The 15,481-nt window shown below is 37.9% G+C and carries 12 protein-coding genes and 1 riboswitch; of the genes, 5 read left to right on the top strand and 7 right to left on the bottom strand.

Annotated elements, in window-relative coordinates:
- Positions 1-41 precede the first annotated feature (41 nt).
- Both NXG62_RS12175 and NXG62_RS12170 read right to left on the bottom strand, forming a co-directional pair.
- A complete protein-coding gene (locus NXG62_RS12175) occupies positions 42-206 on the bottom strand; it encodes a hypothetical protein (protein WP_427112694.1) in 165 nt (54 codons plus the stop codon).
- A gap of 369 nt (positions 207-575) precedes the next feature.
- Entirely contained in the window at positions 576-1,523 is a 948-nt protein-coding gene (locus tag NXG62_RS12170) for an NAD(P)-dependent oxidoreductase (protein WP_427112693.1), read from the bottom strand.
- A 422-nt stretch (positions 1,524-1,945) separates the two neighbouring features.
- On the opposite strand from NXG62_RS12170, the gene NXG62_RS12165 reads away from it, so the two are divergent.
- From NXG62_RS12165 to NXG62_RS12155, 3 genes are all read left to right on the top strand, one after another.
- Positions 1,946-2,650 carry a GntR family transcriptional regulator gene (locus tag NXG62_RS12165; protein ID WP_427112692.1) on the top strand — a complete coding sequence of 235 codons (705 nt, stop codon included), beginning with the start codon at positions 1,946-1,948 and terminating at the stop codon, positions 2,648-2,650.
- 330 nt (positions 2,651-2,980) lie between these two features.
- A complete protein-coding gene (locus tag NXG62_RS12160; protein WP_427112691.1) occupies positions 2,981-3,934 on the top strand; it encodes a bile acid:sodium symporter family protein in 954 nt (317 codons plus the stop codon).
- 68 nt (positions 3,935-4,002) lie between these two features.
- A complete protein-coding gene (locus NXG62_RS12155; protein WP_427112690.1) occupies positions 4,003-5,415 on the top strand; it encodes an FAD-binding oxidoreductase in 1,413 nt (470 codons plus the stop codon).
- Positions 5,416-5,639: 224 nt separating this feature from the next.
- Here the strand turns inward: NXG62_RS12155 and NXG62_RS12150 are convergent, their stop codons facing one another.
- The 3 genes from NXG62_RS12150 to NXG62_RS12140 form a co-directional block, all read right to left on the bottom strand.
- On the bottom strand, positions 5,640-6,545 hold the full coding sequence (locus tag NXG62_RS12150; RefSeq protein WP_427112688.1) for a glycyl-radical enzyme activating protein: 906 nt from the start codon (positions 6,543-6,545) through the stop codon (positions 5,640-5,642).
- Complete coding sequence (locus NXG62_RS12145) at positions 6,532-8,901, bottom strand: glycyl radical protein (protein WP_427112687.1); 2,370 nt, start codon at positions 8,899-8,901, stop codon at positions 6,532-6,534. Before NXG62_RS12145 ends, NXG62_RS12150 begins: the two co-directional genes overlap by 14 nt.
- 200 nt (positions 8,902-9,101) lie before the next feature.
- A complete protein-coding gene (locus tag NXG62_RS12140) occupies positions 9,102-9,671 on the bottom strand; it encodes a helix-turn-helix domain-containing protein (protein ID WP_322351597.1) in 570 nt (189 codons plus the stop codon).
- Positions 9,672-9,813: 142 nt separating this feature from the next.
- Positions 9,814-9,892: riboswitch (ZMP/ZTP riboswitch) on the top strand.
- Positions 9,893-9,958: 66 nt separating this feature from the next.
- On the opposite strand from NXG62_RS12140, the gene pflB reads away from it, so the two are divergent.
- Positions 9,959-12,211, top strand: coding sequence for a formate C-acetyltransferase (gene pflB, locus NXG62_RS12135; RefSeq protein ID WP_427112686.1), 2,253 nt, complete (start codon positions 9,959-9,961; stop codon positions 12,209-12,211).
- A gap of 58 nt (positions 12,212-12,269) precedes the next feature.
- On the top strand, positions 12,270-13,010 hold the full coding sequence (gene pflA / locus NXG62_RS12130; RefSeq protein ID WP_427112685.1) for a pyruvate formate-lyase-activating protein: 741 nt from the start codon (positions 12,270-12,272) through the stop codon (positions 13,008-13,010).
- A 120-nt stretch (positions 13,011-13,130) separates the two neighbouring features.
- On the opposite strand, the gene NXG62_RS12125 is transcribed toward pflA, so the two are convergent.
- Complete coding sequence (locus tag NXG62_RS12125; RefSeq protein WP_427112684.1) at positions 13,131-14,756, bottom strand: FAD-dependent oxidoreductase; 1,626 nt, start codon at positions 14,754-14,756, stop codon at positions 13,131-13,133.
- 23 nt (positions 14,757-14,779) lie between these two features.
- Positions 14,780-15,343, bottom strand: coding sequence for an alkyl hydroperoxide reductase subunit C (ahpC, locus tag NXG62_RS12120; protein WP_427112683.1), 564 nt, complete (start codon positions 15,341-15,343; stop codon positions 14,780-14,782).
- Positions 15,344-15,481 lie beyond the last annotated feature (138 nt).

Here is a 15,481-nt window from a genome sequence, read left to right as displayed (position 1 = left end):
GACATATGTATATTCTTGGCAGACATGACATTGTGACACATTCATAATACTTGTTCAATGACCTGTATCCGTTGATCAGCAGTACACATATTAATCCCCTGTGCTGCATACGCTTGCTCTTCTGTAATATGCGGTAAAAGCTTTAATTCATCCCTATATTGCCCGGCTAACATTTTTTTCGTGATTTTGTAGCCCGTATGTAGCATTCAACCTTCCGCGTTCCATATGAAAAAGTAGGGATAATTGGTTAAAAGCTGGCATGGCCTGTATGACGTTAATTATATCTCCCACTGTCTGCAAATATACATACACACCAGTATCACCACTCATCGGCAAACATCCTGTACCGGATGTCTGTTACACTTGATAGTATAATCTGCCCCCCTTATAAAGGCTTTAACTTTTACAAACGCTTTTTTCATCCATCTTAGTATTAATAAGATAAAATCAACAAGACTCAGCTTAAGGCAGAATTTATTTGTAGCGGATTCACTGTTGAAATGTACAATATGCAGAATCTGCACTCAACATTTTATTACAATGCTCTTTTTATCTGATCATATACTGTTGCATCACTAAGTTAATTGATTCAGTTTATTTTTTGGTTCTTCTCCATTCTCCACTCGTTTTATATTATTTATAAAAAAATCATATCTTTTTTTGTGGAATTTAAAACCATCCGGCATACCTGCGGTATGGGGAGTGAGTATCACATTACTGAAATCCCGGAGTTCACTGTCAAAGGAAAGTGGTTCAGATTCAAATACATCCAGACAAGCACCTGAAATATTTTTGTTTTTTAAAGCCTCTATCAAGTCTTTTTCATTGACAATTCCACCGCGGGCGGTATTGATAAAAAGAGCTGACCTTTTCATTTTTTTAAATACTGCCTGATCGATGATACGCTTGGTTTGTTGATTTAATGCGGTGTGCACACTCACAATGTCTGATACCTGTATAAGATCATCAAAATTTGTCATTTTCACAAAACAGCCTGAAGGAATAACGCTGCTTCTAGAATAAGCCAACACGTTCATTCCAAAAACCTTACAAAACTCGGCTAATTTTTTACCCACAGCACCTAACCCAATAATTCCAATTGTTTTTCCTTTTAACTCACTTCCCGTATAGTCCAACTGTTTTTCATCCGTTTTGTTTTTCATAAAATCATTGAGATATGGGATATTTTTATAATAAGACAACATCATAGCCATTACATGTTCGGCAACTGCCTGTGCATTTACTCCGGCTGCATTGGCAGCCCAAATACCAAAGTGAGTACAGGCATTGATATCTATATTATCAAAACCTGCTCCAGTCTGTACTAATTTTAAATTTTTTGCCATAGACAACAATGCACTGTCCACGCTAATATGCTCCGGTATCATTACATCACAGTCTTTTATATGCTGCAGTACCTCCTTCCCCGGCGGAACCATTACAACATTCCAATCTGCCGGAAAATAACGTATAATATTTTCCTTTGCTATTTTGGTGAAATACCCTACGATAAGAATTTTCATAGCGAATTGCTCCTCTTTTCTGGTATACCACGTTTTTTAAAAATGCGTTTGATACTTATGATTACAGATTTATCATAAAGTTTCCACTTTTACATTATCCCCTAATTCTTATATGATACTCAATTATATCTGAAAGTTTTTAAACGGAATACATTACCTATAGGCAGCACGTACAGTACGTATTCCACGGCAATGTTTATATGATGTAATTTCCTATGTAATCAATATATTTATTATCTAGGTCTTCTCTTTTTTTTGCAACACTTTAACTATAATTTTTTTATTATTTTCAAACAAGATAATTCTGTGTGATGTAAGAAAAAATATTGTTTATCGAAAAAAATTATTGTTGTATAATAAGGATTAATAGTTATCGATAAATTTTTTCATTTATTTTAATTGAACAGATAGGAGGTCTTGTTTTGGATAAGCAGTTAGTAGAAACATTACGTCAGCAAAATCCGTTTATATCTCTGAACGATATTGTGTATTCGATTTTACTGCAGGAAATTGTCAATTTTCATATCCCCCCAGGTACAGCCATTAATGAAAATGCAATTGCTAAGAAATTAGAAATCAGTCGTTCCCCCATCAAATTTGCACTGCTTCGGTTGAAAAAGGAGGGATATGTAAAAAAAGATAATAAATACCGTGTAGCCGGTTTTTCCAACAAAGAATACCAAGATGTGAAAGAATTGTGTTTTCTTTTAGAATCCTATGCAGCCGGCCGGGCTGCTTTAAACGTAACCGACCAGCAGTTGGAAGAACTGCAGAAAATAGCACAGCAAATGCATGATATTTGTCATCATGCTGATAAAGAAGATCCTGCTACTCTTCATCGGCAAATCATAAAATTAGAATATGCTTTCCATATGAAATTAGTTTCTTTGGCAGATTCTCCTTTATTGTTGGATTTATATGACCAGATTAAATACAAATTATTTCGATATCGCAGCTACATCATCTACAATCCGCCGCAAGAATATTATAAAATTATAGAAACCGATCATCTACTAATTTGTCATATTTTAAAACTGCATGACCGTGAACTTGCTGAATCAATGCTGCGCCGTCATTTGAATTTTTTTAATAATCATTTTATAAATCTTTTTCACCTAGAAAAATAAGACTATGACTTATAAAATCCATAAAAAAATATACTGTTAGAAATAAGAATTTCTAACAGTATATTTTTTTATGGATTTTATAATTTTTTAAACAAATTTTAGAATTCTCTGGTTACAAATTAAGAAATTAAATTATTTTTGCACAAATTTTGACACAAATTTTACGAAGTACTATCATTAATTCATAAAAATCATTTCGTATATGCATATTAATCATGTTTAAAGTTTCCTTATAAGGAATTGTGTGCATTATTTACTTCTTGCTGCAGCAAGAAGTAAAATAGATGTTTATATGTACTTTTTGTTTTCGTAATAGGAGGTATTTAAAACATGACCAGTTTTGCAAAATTTGTTAAGTTTTTGACGAAATACGTTACGGTATGGGTAATTCTTTGCGCAATTTTGGCATACTTCTTCCCAGCTCCATTCAAACCATACGGCGGTTCCATTTCCTATTGCCTGGGCATTATTATGCTGGGAATGGGACTCTCTATGACGCCTAATGATTTCAAGCTGATCTTTTCACGTCCAAAGGATGTTATCATTGGTGTCGCTACTTTGTATATTTTTATGCCTCTTGTCGGCCTGGGAATCGGAACAGTTCTTGGTCTCTCTCCCATGCTTATCGTCGGTTTTGTATTATTAGGTTGCTGCCCCACGGGAACAACGTCTAATGTCATGACCCTCCTGGCAAAAGGGGATAAAGCCCTATCTGTAACGATTTCCAGTATCAGTACAATTATTGCACCTATTCTTATGCCTGCCATGCTGCTGTTTTATGTCAACCAATATGTATCGATCGATACAATCGGTCTTTTCCTCAGTATTGTAAAAATCGTAATTATCCCTATTGTATTAGGGCTTTTGATACATAAGATATTTAAAAAACAGTTACCTGTAATTTTACAAGTAATGCCGCTGTGTACAGTGTTGGCAATTTTAGGAATTATCCTAGTTGTCGTTGCATTAAACGTAGAACGGCTGCAAACAGTTGCCGGCATGGCAGCTTTAGCATTAGCTCTCTACACATTAATTGGATTGATCATCGGTTACGGAGTATCCAAACTGTTACGTATGCCGCCTGCCAAGGGAAAAGCTATGACGTTTGTCGTAGGTGTTCAAAATACGGCATTAGCCGTCACATTGGGTGTTACCTATTTTGACCCTCTGGCCGCTATACCGGCAGCTATCGGGGTAGTTTGGACAACTGTATTCTGTTCCTTTGTCGCTTCCGTCTGGGGAAATCGAACACCAGATCCACAACAGGAAAATATCAACAGCTAAATTTACCGTACTATCCATACGGTTTTCATGACAAGAGTTACAATTCAATAAAAGGAGTGTGTATGTATATGTCAATGTATAACAAAGTATCAGATGAATTAGTGCAGGAGTTAATACACGTGCTGGGTAACAAGAGTGTAACAACGGATCCGGAAAAACTAGACGTGTATAAGACAGATGAAGAAGGTAACTCGTACTGGTTCCACACACCGGAAGTTGTGGTGTTCCCAGAAACGACCGAACAAGTCGCAGCTGTCGTAAAATTAGCTAATAAATATCTTGTTCCGGTTACTCCTCGAGCAGCTGGTTCCGGTGTGGCTTGCGGTGCTATTCCTGTCTTGGGCGGTATCGTTATAGAGTTAGATCGCATGGACAAAATTCTGGAAATCAATGCGGATAATATGTATGCCGTCGTACAAACCGGTGTCCGCACCAGTGTCATTCAAAAAAAAGTTAACGAACAGGGAATGTTGTATGCCGGAGACCCCTGTAGCGCTGACAGTTGTCAAATCGGCGGAAATGTTGCTACCAATGCCGGCGGCAATAAAGCCGTCAAATACGGTACGACACGCAACCAAATTTACGGTATGAAAATAGTGACTCCTACGGGCGATATTGTTGATGTCGGTGCCCGTCTGCAAAAATGTTCGACCGGTTATTGTTTGGAACAACTGATTTGCGGTTCTGAAGGCACATTGGGCATCGTTACCGAAATTACACTTAAATTACGCCCCCTGGCACCTTATAAATTTGATTTAGTTGCTATTTTCAAAGAAGACGAAAAGGGATTTGCTCTCCCTAACAAGATTCTTAAAGCCGGTCTGGAACCGACAAGTATTGAATACATGGATAATAAAGCTTTAAACATGTGCAGTAAATTCTGTAAGGTCACACTTCCTCATCTCGATGAAGGCTGCTGCTATGTTATTATTACAGTCGAAACATTTGATGAAGATGAATTAGATAAAAAAATGGAAAAACTCAGCGATCTATGCGACTCTATGGGGGCTGTCGATGTTATCCAAGCTGATGATCGTATTTGGGGATGCCGCCGCCAATTTGCAGAAGCCGCCCGAGATATTGATATCATGTTCGTTGCAGAAGATTTTGTCGTACCTCTCGATAAAATAGCAGATATTACTGCTAAAATACCGGGACTCGAAAAGAAACATGGTATTTATAGTGTAACTTCTGCACATATTGGTGATGGTAATATTCATGTACTGCCATTAAATATAAATAAATTATCCCCCTTAGAATGGATGAAAAAAATGGAAGGCTTCCATGAAGATCTATTCCGTGAAGTATATGCCATGGGCGGTAAAATGTCTGGAGAACACGGTATCGGTTATAAAAAATTGCATGATTTTAAGCGTTGTACACCAGAGGGTGAATACAAGATGATTTGTGCTATCAAAAAAGCGCTGGATCCAAATAATATTTTGAATCCTTTAAAAATCGTAGATGTTGACGCAAAATAATTTTTTTAAAAAAACTTTATATGTAAGATTTATTTTAAGAATGAAACGTAAAAAACAAACAGGACTGAGCGGAAACGAAAAATGGCATTTCGTTTCCGCTCAGTCCTGTTTATTAAAAATTCTGCAGTATACGATGTAACGGATGTTTCCATCTTGAAAACATCGTTACATGATCGAACACGGTACTATATAAAGCACCGTGTTCTTTCAGTTCTAAAAAAACGCTATTTAAATGATATAATCTGCACCCCTTCTTTTTCAATTAGATAATTCATATGATTTAATTCCACTGCTGTAGGTGTTCGAAACATATTTTCCGGATATGACATATCTAATTGTTCATATTTATCCACTCCATAAGAGTGGTATGGCAATAATTCTATTTTGGGATCCAATATATGTTGTTTTACAAATCTTGCTGTAGCAATAATATTAGCATCATCTCCGTTAACTCCCATAATAACCGGAATACGAATCACAAGATCATTGCGAAATTGACCTAAACTGGCAATGGTACTTAAAATATGTTCATTATCACGCCCTGTATAGTATGCATGTTTTTTACTATCCATATGTTTAATATCAACAAACAATAAATCAATATACTTCAATATAGACTGCACTTGATCAAAATCAAATGTTGCACTTGTTTCCATCGCTTGATTTAATCCTATATCATATACTTTCTTAACCAGTTTTTCCAAAAATTCCGGCTGATTTGTACATTCTCCCCCTGAATAGGTTACTCCTCCGCCAGACTGACGAAAATAAGGGATCTGTGGTTCTAGTTGTGTGATAACATCCTCAATCGTCCATGTCGATACCGTATTTTTTCTTGCATTATCCAAACAAGCCGGTATACAGCAACCACACCCATCACATTGGCTTCGCACAGCTTTATTATGCAAATCAAAATCTAAATGGCGAGGACAGACAGCCGTACATCGTCCGCACGCTGTACATAATGATCCTATGTACATAATCTGATTATGCATCGTATATCCTTCCGGATTCGCGCACCATTTACATCGAAGAGAACAACCTGCAAAAAATATGATGGTACGAATTCCTTCTCCATCATTAACGGAAAAGTGCTGCAGTTGCAGCACTTTTCCGTTAATAGCTGACATGTTCACTCCTGGCAATAATGGAATCCTGCAGCGTCTTAGATAGATGAACAAACTGCGTACTATACCCGGCTACCCGCACAAGCAGATCCTTATAGTTTTCCGGATGCTCTTGCGCTTCCCGCAAGGTCTTAGTCGATATCGTATTAAACTGGACATGAAATGCACCCATATTGAAAAAACTTTGAATAACTGCCGCCAAATTACTACGTCCTCGTTTGGTATCTACAAGGCTATGACTTAACCGTATATTTAACAACGTGCCGCCGGAATGGACATCTTGATTCATTTTAGCTGCCGACTTCATAGTTGCTAACGGAGTAGACGTATCACTTCCCGCAAAAGGTGAAACTCCTTCAGAAATCGGCTGCCCCGCAAGTCTGCCGCAAGCTGTTGCGCCTATAACTTTTCCTGTCGGAATAAAATTAGATATTCCCATAAAAGCCGAAGTAAACGGATTACCGTAAATATCGGTGTACGCATGCGTTGTTTCATAGTAATGATTTGAAATTCTCTGGGCAATTGTATCTACATAATCACTGTCATTCCCATATTTAGGAACATGTTGTGCCATTTTTCTTAATCCTTCATACCCAACCCAATTTCGGTCAAGAGCATCAAAAATTTCGTGGAGTGTACAGACCTTATCTTCAAACACAAGTTTTTTAACAGCAGCCAAACTATTGGCCGTAACTGCTAATCCAATTCCTGTCAATACAGGTCCAATATTATATTTTGCTCCGCCATTAACCATATCCTTTCCTTTTTCCAGACAGTCTTCGGATACTGCCGAAAAATACGGACGAGGAATCATTTTTTGCTGCAGTCGCTGTGCTACCAGGGATGCCGTAACAGAAATACGGATAAGATTATCAAACTGTTCAAAAAAAGCTTCTTCCAGTTCTTCGTATGTTTTAAAATTGCGATCTTGATGAATAGGTAATCCCATCAATTTTCCCGTAAGGCGGCTTTTTCCTCCATTGGTAGCGTACTCAAAAGCCCCGCAGAAATTTACATTAACCGTACTTGTCCATTCAAAAGTCTTGCGGAAATGAGGTACAACACAGCCGCAGTTATTCCAATCTCGTGCATCTTCCGTATCATACCCCAGGTTTTTCAGCATTTGATACCCTGTTTTATCACTGTGAATAGCCGGAAAACCTGTCCCTTGGGCAACTAGTTCCATAACCGCATCTATAAATTTTTGCGGACTATCTTGCGAAATGCGGACAGACAACCCGGGTTGATGTGTTTTTACCTCCGAGGTCGCCTGCAACGCTAAATAGCTTAATTCGTTGGTCGCATCCTTGCCGTTGCGATCACTCCCGCCAACCGTCAAATTTTGAAATTGATTATACCCGGCAAAAAAATCTGCTGTATTAGATGAAATCGTCCAAACCCATTCTGATAGCTTCAGCCAATAACACTCTATCAATTCCAAAATACCGGCATCGTCATGTAATCCCTGTTTTTTGTCATAACAATAATACGGATACATATATTGATCAAATCGTCCGGGGTTTAACGACAACGGATTTTCCATAAGAATTCCGCCTAATTGATAAAACCATATCATCTGCAGTGCTTCCTGGAACGTTGTCGGCGGCATCATCGGAACTTTACGGCAAATAGCCGCAATATTCTGCAATTCTAACTTACGAACAACGTCTGTTTCTTTACCTGCCATTTCTTCCGCCTTATCCGCATATCGGCTGGCAAGAAGAATCATTCCTTGACTAACCAATATAATAGATTGATAAAATTCATATTTTTCTAAATCAGTATAGTTTGTAAGATCTAAAAACTGTAATTTATTATTACAATCATGTATAATTCCCTTAAATCCTTTTTTAAATAAAACATCTTCATAGTCAGGCGTAATTTCTCCGACAGATTGCCGCCATTTTGAATCACAGTCAACAATCCCCGTATCCACAGCAACTTTTGCTGTTTCACTCGGAATTTGTTTTAAAAAGGCTTCTTCCAGTGACTTTCCCTCCCAATACGGAAATATATTCTCACGAACAAACACACGCTGTTCATCTGTCATTTCGTACGGATCTTGTACTCGAACAGAAAAATGATCCATTTCCTGATCCACCCACGTCCAGGAAAATTCAGGAGTCAATATCCCGCATTTACGAAATTCACCAACCGCACCGACAATTAATTCTCCTGAAAATATAGTAACAACTAATTGTTCACATACCGCCTTAAATGCCAAGGCCCGTCGTATAGCTTCTGATTTTCCTTCTGTTTTTTTATAGGATTCCGTCCAGATTCTGGCTCTCTCGTATGAAATCGACGGTTTATTATTTATGTATTCATCTTTAGCCTTTTGTACCCGTTTTGTCAACATAACAAGAACTCCTTTAAAGGTCTACATTAAATGCTTTATAACGTTAAATATACTTTATAACGTTTATGTCATGTACTATAACACTTGGGATTTATGTTGTCAATTAGTATTCAATTCCATTGCTATATTGGAATCATTATTAAAAAGAAAAACCTTCTATAGTAAGTATTGCTACCATAGAAGGCCGCTTGTAGTATATATCAATATTTTATAATGTTTTGAAAAACAACCTTGTCTTGACCATAATTAGCATAACTGTGAGAAACATTAGATTGAAACTTTATTTTTGAAGGTGCCTCTAATATAAATGTTTGTGTATCCACCATAAGTGTCAACGTTCCCTTTGTAACAACAATATATTCTTCTATAAATTCACGATGGGAATCTGATTTATGCACTGTACCCGGTAACAATATGATATAAAGATATTCGAAACCATTGGCCGGATTAAATGGAAAAACATTATATAATATCATATTGTTTCCTTCATCAAATACTGGTTGCAGATCTTCTTCAATATTTACAACTTTATACTCTTGTACTTTCTCATTAAACAATGTGGATAATGATAACTTCATTCCTTTAGCTATTTTCCACAATACAGAAATTGTCGGAATCGACACGCCACGTTCAATCTGACCTAACATAGTTTTGCTAACACCAGTCATATCTGACACATTATCCAATGTCAAATTTCTGTCAAACCGAACTTTTTTTAATACACGTCCTATTTCTTTTATCGGACTATTGATATCTTCTCCACTATACATTCATATCCTCCTGATAGTAAAAACATTTTTCCTAAAAATAATAGTACCATATTATCTATTTAAAAAAAAGTAAGATACTATACTTGACTATATCTCTTTTTTATTATATTGACAAATGCCTCTTCCAACGGTTATAATTTCATTAGAATTATGTGACTGACGGAAGTGGAGCAACCACATGAAGCATAATTCCTGATAAGCCGACCGTCTGGGCAAAGGACCAGATTTGTCGGTCTTTTTTTATCATCTATTTAAAATAAATAGCTGTATAAGAAAGGGGTATGCACATGCTGCATTGTCAGGAATGGAACGGATTTAACGGCAGGCTATGGAAAGAAGAATGCAATGTACGGGATTTTATTCAACACAATTATCGAATTTATGATGGAAATGCCGATTTCCTGGAAGGGCCTACAGAAGGAACAAACAAACTCTGGGCTAAACTGCAGGAATTGCAAAAAGCTGAACGAAAAAACGGCGGTGTCCTAAAAGAAGAAACGGAAATCGTCTCCAGTTTAACTGCCTATGGTCCCGGTTATATTGATGATCAATTGAAACACTGGGAACAAATTGTCGGGCTGCAGACAGATGAACCGCTAAAACGTGCTTTTATGCCTTACGGCGGTATAAAAATGGCAGAAGAAGCATTGGAAATGTATGGCTATACACTGAATCCATCACTTCACAAAATTTTTACAGAATATCACAAAACACATAATCAAGCTGTTTTCGATGCCTATACAGAAGAAATGCAAACAGCGCGTCACACACATATTGTCACCGGTCTTCCAGATACATACGGACGCGGTCGTATTGTAGGCGATTATCGCCGTATAGCACTTTACGGAATAAACCAATTAATTGTGTGGAAACAAGAAGACAAAACAAATTGCGGTGACGGAGTAATGACGGACGACGTAATTCGACAGCGCGAAGAACTTTCCGAACAAATCCGTGCACTTGAAGATATGAAAAAGATGGCAGCTGTTTATGGCTTCGACATTTCCCATCCTGCAACTACGGCAAAAGAAGCAGTGCAGTGGCTGTATTTTGGCTACTTAGCTGCCATCAAAACCCAAAATGGTGCTGCTATGTCTGTAGGTCGTATTTCCACATTTTTAGACATTTATATTGACCGGGATCTTCAACGCGGCATACTCTCAGAAAGTACAGCACAAGAACTTATTGATCACCTGACGTTAAAACTTCGTATGGTAAAGTTTGCACGTATCAAGTCCTATAATGAACTTTTCTCCGGTGATCCCGTTTGGGCTACATTGGAAGTGGCAGGAATCGGTATGGATGGCCGTTCTATGGTAACGAAAACAGATTTTCGTTTTCTCCACACATTAGAAAACATGGGACCTGCTCCAGAACCCAATTTGACAGTTCTCTATTCATCCGCTCTTTCTGATGCATTTAAACGGTACGCTGCCAGTATTTCTGTAAAAACCAGTTCTATTCAGTATGAAAATGATGATGTCATGAAACCCGTATGGGGTGATGATTATTCTATTTGCTGCTGTGTTTCAGCTACACAAACGGGCAAGGAAATCCAGTTTTTCGGAGCTCGGGCAAATCTGGCCAAAGCACTGCTGTATGCCATTAACGGTGGTGTAGATGAAAAATTCGGGATACAAGCCGGACCGGAATTAGCGCCAATTACATCAGAATATCTTGATTATGATGAAGTGTTGAGAAAATACAAGCTCATGTTGGATTGGCTGGCCGGTTTGTATGTCAATGTACTGAACACCATCCACTATATGCATGACAAATACTATTATGAAGCCGCAGAAATGGCGTTGATCGATACAAATGTACGCCGTACGTTTGCAACAGGCATTGCAGGTTTTTCTCATGTTATTGACTCTTTATCGGCAATCAAGTATGCCAACGTTCGCATTATCCGTAATGATAAGGGACTGGCAGAAGACTTTGCCATAGAAGGAGATTTTCCGAAATATGGAAATGATGATGACCGAGCTGATGATATCGGTATCTGGCTCTTGCACGAATTTATTACAGATGTCCGCAAAAGACATACCTATCGTAATTCTGAACCTACAACATCTATACTGACCATAACATCTAACGTCGTATATGGACGTTTTACAGGAAATCTTCCTGATGGCAGACGCGCTTGGACTCCTTTTGCTCCCGGAGCAAATCCCAGCTATGGGGCCGAAGAAAATGGAATGCTGGCTTCTTTGAATTCCGTTGCCAAGCTTCCTTATATTTGGTCGTTGGATGGTATTTCCAATACGCAATCCATGAATCCCGAATCTTTAGGTCATACCGATACCGAACGAACCGCTAATCTCGTCCATGTCTTGGACGGCTACTTTGACCAAGGAGCACACCATCTAAATGTCAACATCTTTGAAAAAGAAATGCTGATCGACGCGATGGAACACCCTGAAAAGCCAGAATATGCTAATTTAACAATTCGTGTATCAGGCTATGCTGTCAAATTTATCGCGCTTACCCGGGAACAGCAACTAGACGTTATTTCCCGTACATTTCATAATAAACTCTAACTAAAACCATAGCCCTGAATAGTTTCAGGGCTATGCCATTTGGAACAAGAGGAGAAAAATGGCTGAACAACTTACAGGACTCATTAATTCGACAGAATCCTTCGGAGCCGTTGATGGACCCGGTGTGCGTTTTATTGTATTCATGCAGGGATGCCATATGCGCTGCCGGTATTGTCACAATCCCGAAACCTGGAATACTCACACAGGTACAAGAAGGACACCGCAAGATGTATTGCAGCAGGCATTACGCTATAAGTCATATTGGAAGAACCACGGCGGTATCACGGTGAGCGGTGGTGAAGCCTTGCTTCAATTAGATTTTGTGACGGAATTCTTTCGATTATCAAAAAAGCAAGGTATACATACCGCGTTAGATACTTCGGGAAATCCCTTTACACGAGGTCAACCCTTTTGGGGAAAATTTAAAAAACTTTGCGAATTTACCGATTTATTTATACTGGATATCAAAGAAGTGGATGAAGAAAAACATAAAAAATTAACAGGACAAAGTAATGTCAATATTCTCGAACTGGCAAGCACATTATCAGACTTTGGTAAACCTATGTGGATTCGCCATGTTCTTGTACCCGGATTGACTGATGATGAAGAGGGGCTGCATCGCATGTCCAATTTTATAAAAACCTTAAAAACGATAGAACGAACAGAGATTCTGCCGTATCACACATTAGGAGTTCCTAAGTGGGAACAGTTGGGTATTCCCTATACATTAAAAAATATGCAATCCCCTACGGCAGAACAAATCCGACGGGCAGAAATGATATTAGGTATAGATCATTAATATATGCCGTATACAATTTCTTATGTTTACCGCTCATGTCAAAAAAAATATACCATAGTAACAATAGAACGTCCTCCTATACAACATGTGTACAGGAGGACGTTCTATTGTTACTATGCCTTACAACAGCAAATCTATAATTTCAGAAATATTCTTTTTGCCAAAATAAACAGCTGTATCGTTTACAATCATACAAGGTACACTCATAATATTATATTTCTTTCTTAAATCAGGAAAATGCTGTGCATCATACATTTCTGCTGTAATTTTCGATGATGCGGCTGCCAGGCGCTGTGTTCCTATGACAACCTCCGGACACATCGTACATGATAAAGATACCACAACTTGAATATGTATCGGTTTTTGTATGTGTTCTAATTTTTTTTCCACTGCGGGATCCAAATCTTGTCCTGGACCAGCTACATTATATAATGCAAGAACAAAGGAATTGAACTCATGCCCTCCCGGGACACTGTGAAAAATAATTCCGCTGCTAGTCTCATCTTCGCGAATAATTTCCAAACCGGGCGCTCCCTCAATTATACCTTCCTCATACAATATATTTGCAGTTAAACTGCAAAATTCTTTGGCAAAGTTTTTTAGTTCCATTGAAAATTCACTATCATTAAGCCATACTTTGAGAATTACTTTATGTTCAAATTTAGTTAAAATCGGTTCAAGCTTTTCCCTAATATCTGCTGAAATAAAATTCATATCATCACCCTCTTTTTGCACCACGTTATCTTCATCTTGTTTTTTCGATTTATCTTCCACTTCTTCAATTTGACTGACCTCAGATAAATTAAACTTCTCATGCATCGCTGAAATATACGTATCCAAGGCCGTTGCGGCAATAGCCCCATCCGATACGGCAGTTACAATCTGTCGTAAATTTTTAATACACACGTCACCCGCTGCATATACCCCATCAAGATTAGTTTTCTGATTTGCATCTGTAATCACGTATCCTTGCTGATTTAAATGTATTGTATCTGCAAAAAGTGCTGTATTAGGAATATATCCAGCAAATACAAAAATGCCAAAATCACCATGTCCGACCGCATCATGCCGCCACATTTCTCCCGTTTTATTATTCTTAAACTCGGCATAGGATATTGTCTGTTGGCCATCCGCTCGAACCAGTTCTGTGTTGAATTTAACAGTAATTTTGGGATATTTTTTTAATTCATCGACAATTGCTCCGGCACACGAAAAACGATTTTTACGCACAAGAATAGTTACACTTTTAGCATATTTTGTCAAAAAAATACTTTCTTCAACAGCAGCAAAACCACCGCCGATAACAAAAACATCCATTCCTGAAAAAAACTCACCATCACAAGTTGCACAATAGGAAACACCATGACCTTGAAATTTTTCTTCTCCGATAAATCCTATTTTCCGCGGATTTGCCCCCGTTGCCAATATAACAGATAGCGATTGATAACTTCCTTTAGTCGTATCAATCCTCTTTATTTGCTGGTCCAGTGTCAATTCCCTCACACCTGCTTCAACAAATTCTGCACCAAATTTTTTTGCTTGGGCATACATTTCATCCGTTAATTCTGTACCGCTTATCTGTGTTATTCCGGGATAATTGGCAACATCAGAAGTAATAGTAATCTGTCCGCCGATTTTTACTTTTTCCACAACAAGAACTCTATGCTTTGCTCTGCCTAAATATATGGCGGCAGAGAGCCCTGCCGGGCCTCCGCCGACAACTACGGCATCATACATATTTCTCATATGCATCGCCTCACTGTTATTTCTTAAATAGCACCGACTAAATCAAAACTTGGTTTCAATGTTTCTGCACCAGGCTGCCATTTCGCCGGGCATACTTGATCTCCATGCTCCGCCACAAATTGAGAGGCCTCTACTTTACGAAGCAATTCATCGGCATTACGTCCCACATTGCCGGCATTTACTTCATATGCTACTATTTTTCCTTCCGGATTGACGACAAAGGTTCCTCTTTCGGCTAGCCCCGCACTCTCAATATACACATCAAAATCACGCGCCAATATAGCCATGGGATCACCAATCATAGGATACGTCACCTTTTGAATAGATTTTGAAGAATCATGCCAGGCTTTATGTACAAAATGAGTGTCACACGATACACTATATACTTCACAATGAATTGTCTTAAATTTATCATACGAATTAGCCAAGTCTTCCAATTCCGTTGGGCATACAAAAGTAAAATCCGCTGGATAAAAGAAAAATACATTCCATTTTCCAAGAATATCTTTTTTTGTTATTTCTTTGAATTTACCATTTTGATATGCCTGTACGGTAAAATCAGACACTTCTTTATTAATTAAAGACATAATAATCACTCCCTTTATCTATTATTAACTAATATATATTATTAATTGATACTTATAAGATACCACCTTTTTCTTTATAAGTCAATAATAATTCTCAATATTGTATATGCCCACGGTAGATTGAAAACCCGGTATACC

Origin of the sequence: Megasphaera sueciensis (genome assembly GCF_050219315.1) — a bacterium.
GTDB classification, from domain to species: Bacteria; Bacillota; Negativicutes; order Veillonellales; family Megasphaeraceae; genus Megasphaera_A; species Megasphaera_A sueciensis.
The sequence above is the reverse complement of the archived record's forward strand: the minus strand, read 5'-3'. Positions and strand labels throughout refer to the sequence as shown.

Excerpts from the sequence above, each read along its gene's own strand:
- NXG62_RS12175 (WP_427112694.1), bottom strand. The coding sequence starts at position 206 with ATGCTACATACGGGCTACAAAATCACGAAAAAAATGTTAGCCGGGCAA.
- NXG62_RS12170 (WP_427112693.1), bottom strand. The coding sequence starts at position 1,523 with ATGAAAATTCTTATCGTAGGGTATTTCACCAAAATAGCAAAGGAAAAT.
- NXG62_RS12160 (WP_427112691.1), top strand. The coding sequence starts at position 2,981 with ATGACCAGTTTTGCAAAATTTGTTAAGTTTTTGACGAAATACGTTACG.
- NXG62_RS12155 (WP_427112690.1), top strand. The coding sequence starts at position 4,003 with ATGTCAATGTATAACAAAGTATCAGATGAATTAGTGCAGGAGTTAATA.
- NXG62_RS12150 (WP_427112688.1), bottom strand. The coding sequence starts at position 6,545 with ATGTCAGCTATTAACGGAAAAGTGCTGCAACTGCAGCACTTTTCCGTT.
- NXG62_RS12145 (WP_427112687.1), bottom strand. The coding sequence starts at position 8,901 with ATGTTGACAAAACGGGTACAAAAGGCTAAAGATGAATACATAAATAAT.
- NXG62_RS12140 (WP_322351597.1), bottom strand. The coding sequence starts at position 9,671 with ATGTATAGTGGAGAAGATATCAATAGTCCGATAAAAGAAATAGGACGT.
- pflB (WP_427112686.1), top strand. The coding sequence starts at position 9,959 with ATGCTGCATTGTCAGGAATGGAACGGATTTAACGGCAGGCTATGGAAA.
- pflA (WP_427112685.1), top strand. The coding sequence starts at position 12,270 with ATGGCTGAACAACTTACAGGACTCATTAATTCGACAGAATCCTTCGGA.
- NXG62_RS12125 (WP_427112684.1), bottom strand. The coding sequence starts at position 14,756 with ATGAGAAATATGTATGATGCCGTAGTTGTCGGCGGAGGCCCGGCAGGG.
- ahpC (WP_427112683.1), bottom strand. The coding sequence starts at position 15,343 with ATGTCTTTAATTAATAAAGAAGTGTCTGATTTTACCGTACAGGCATAT.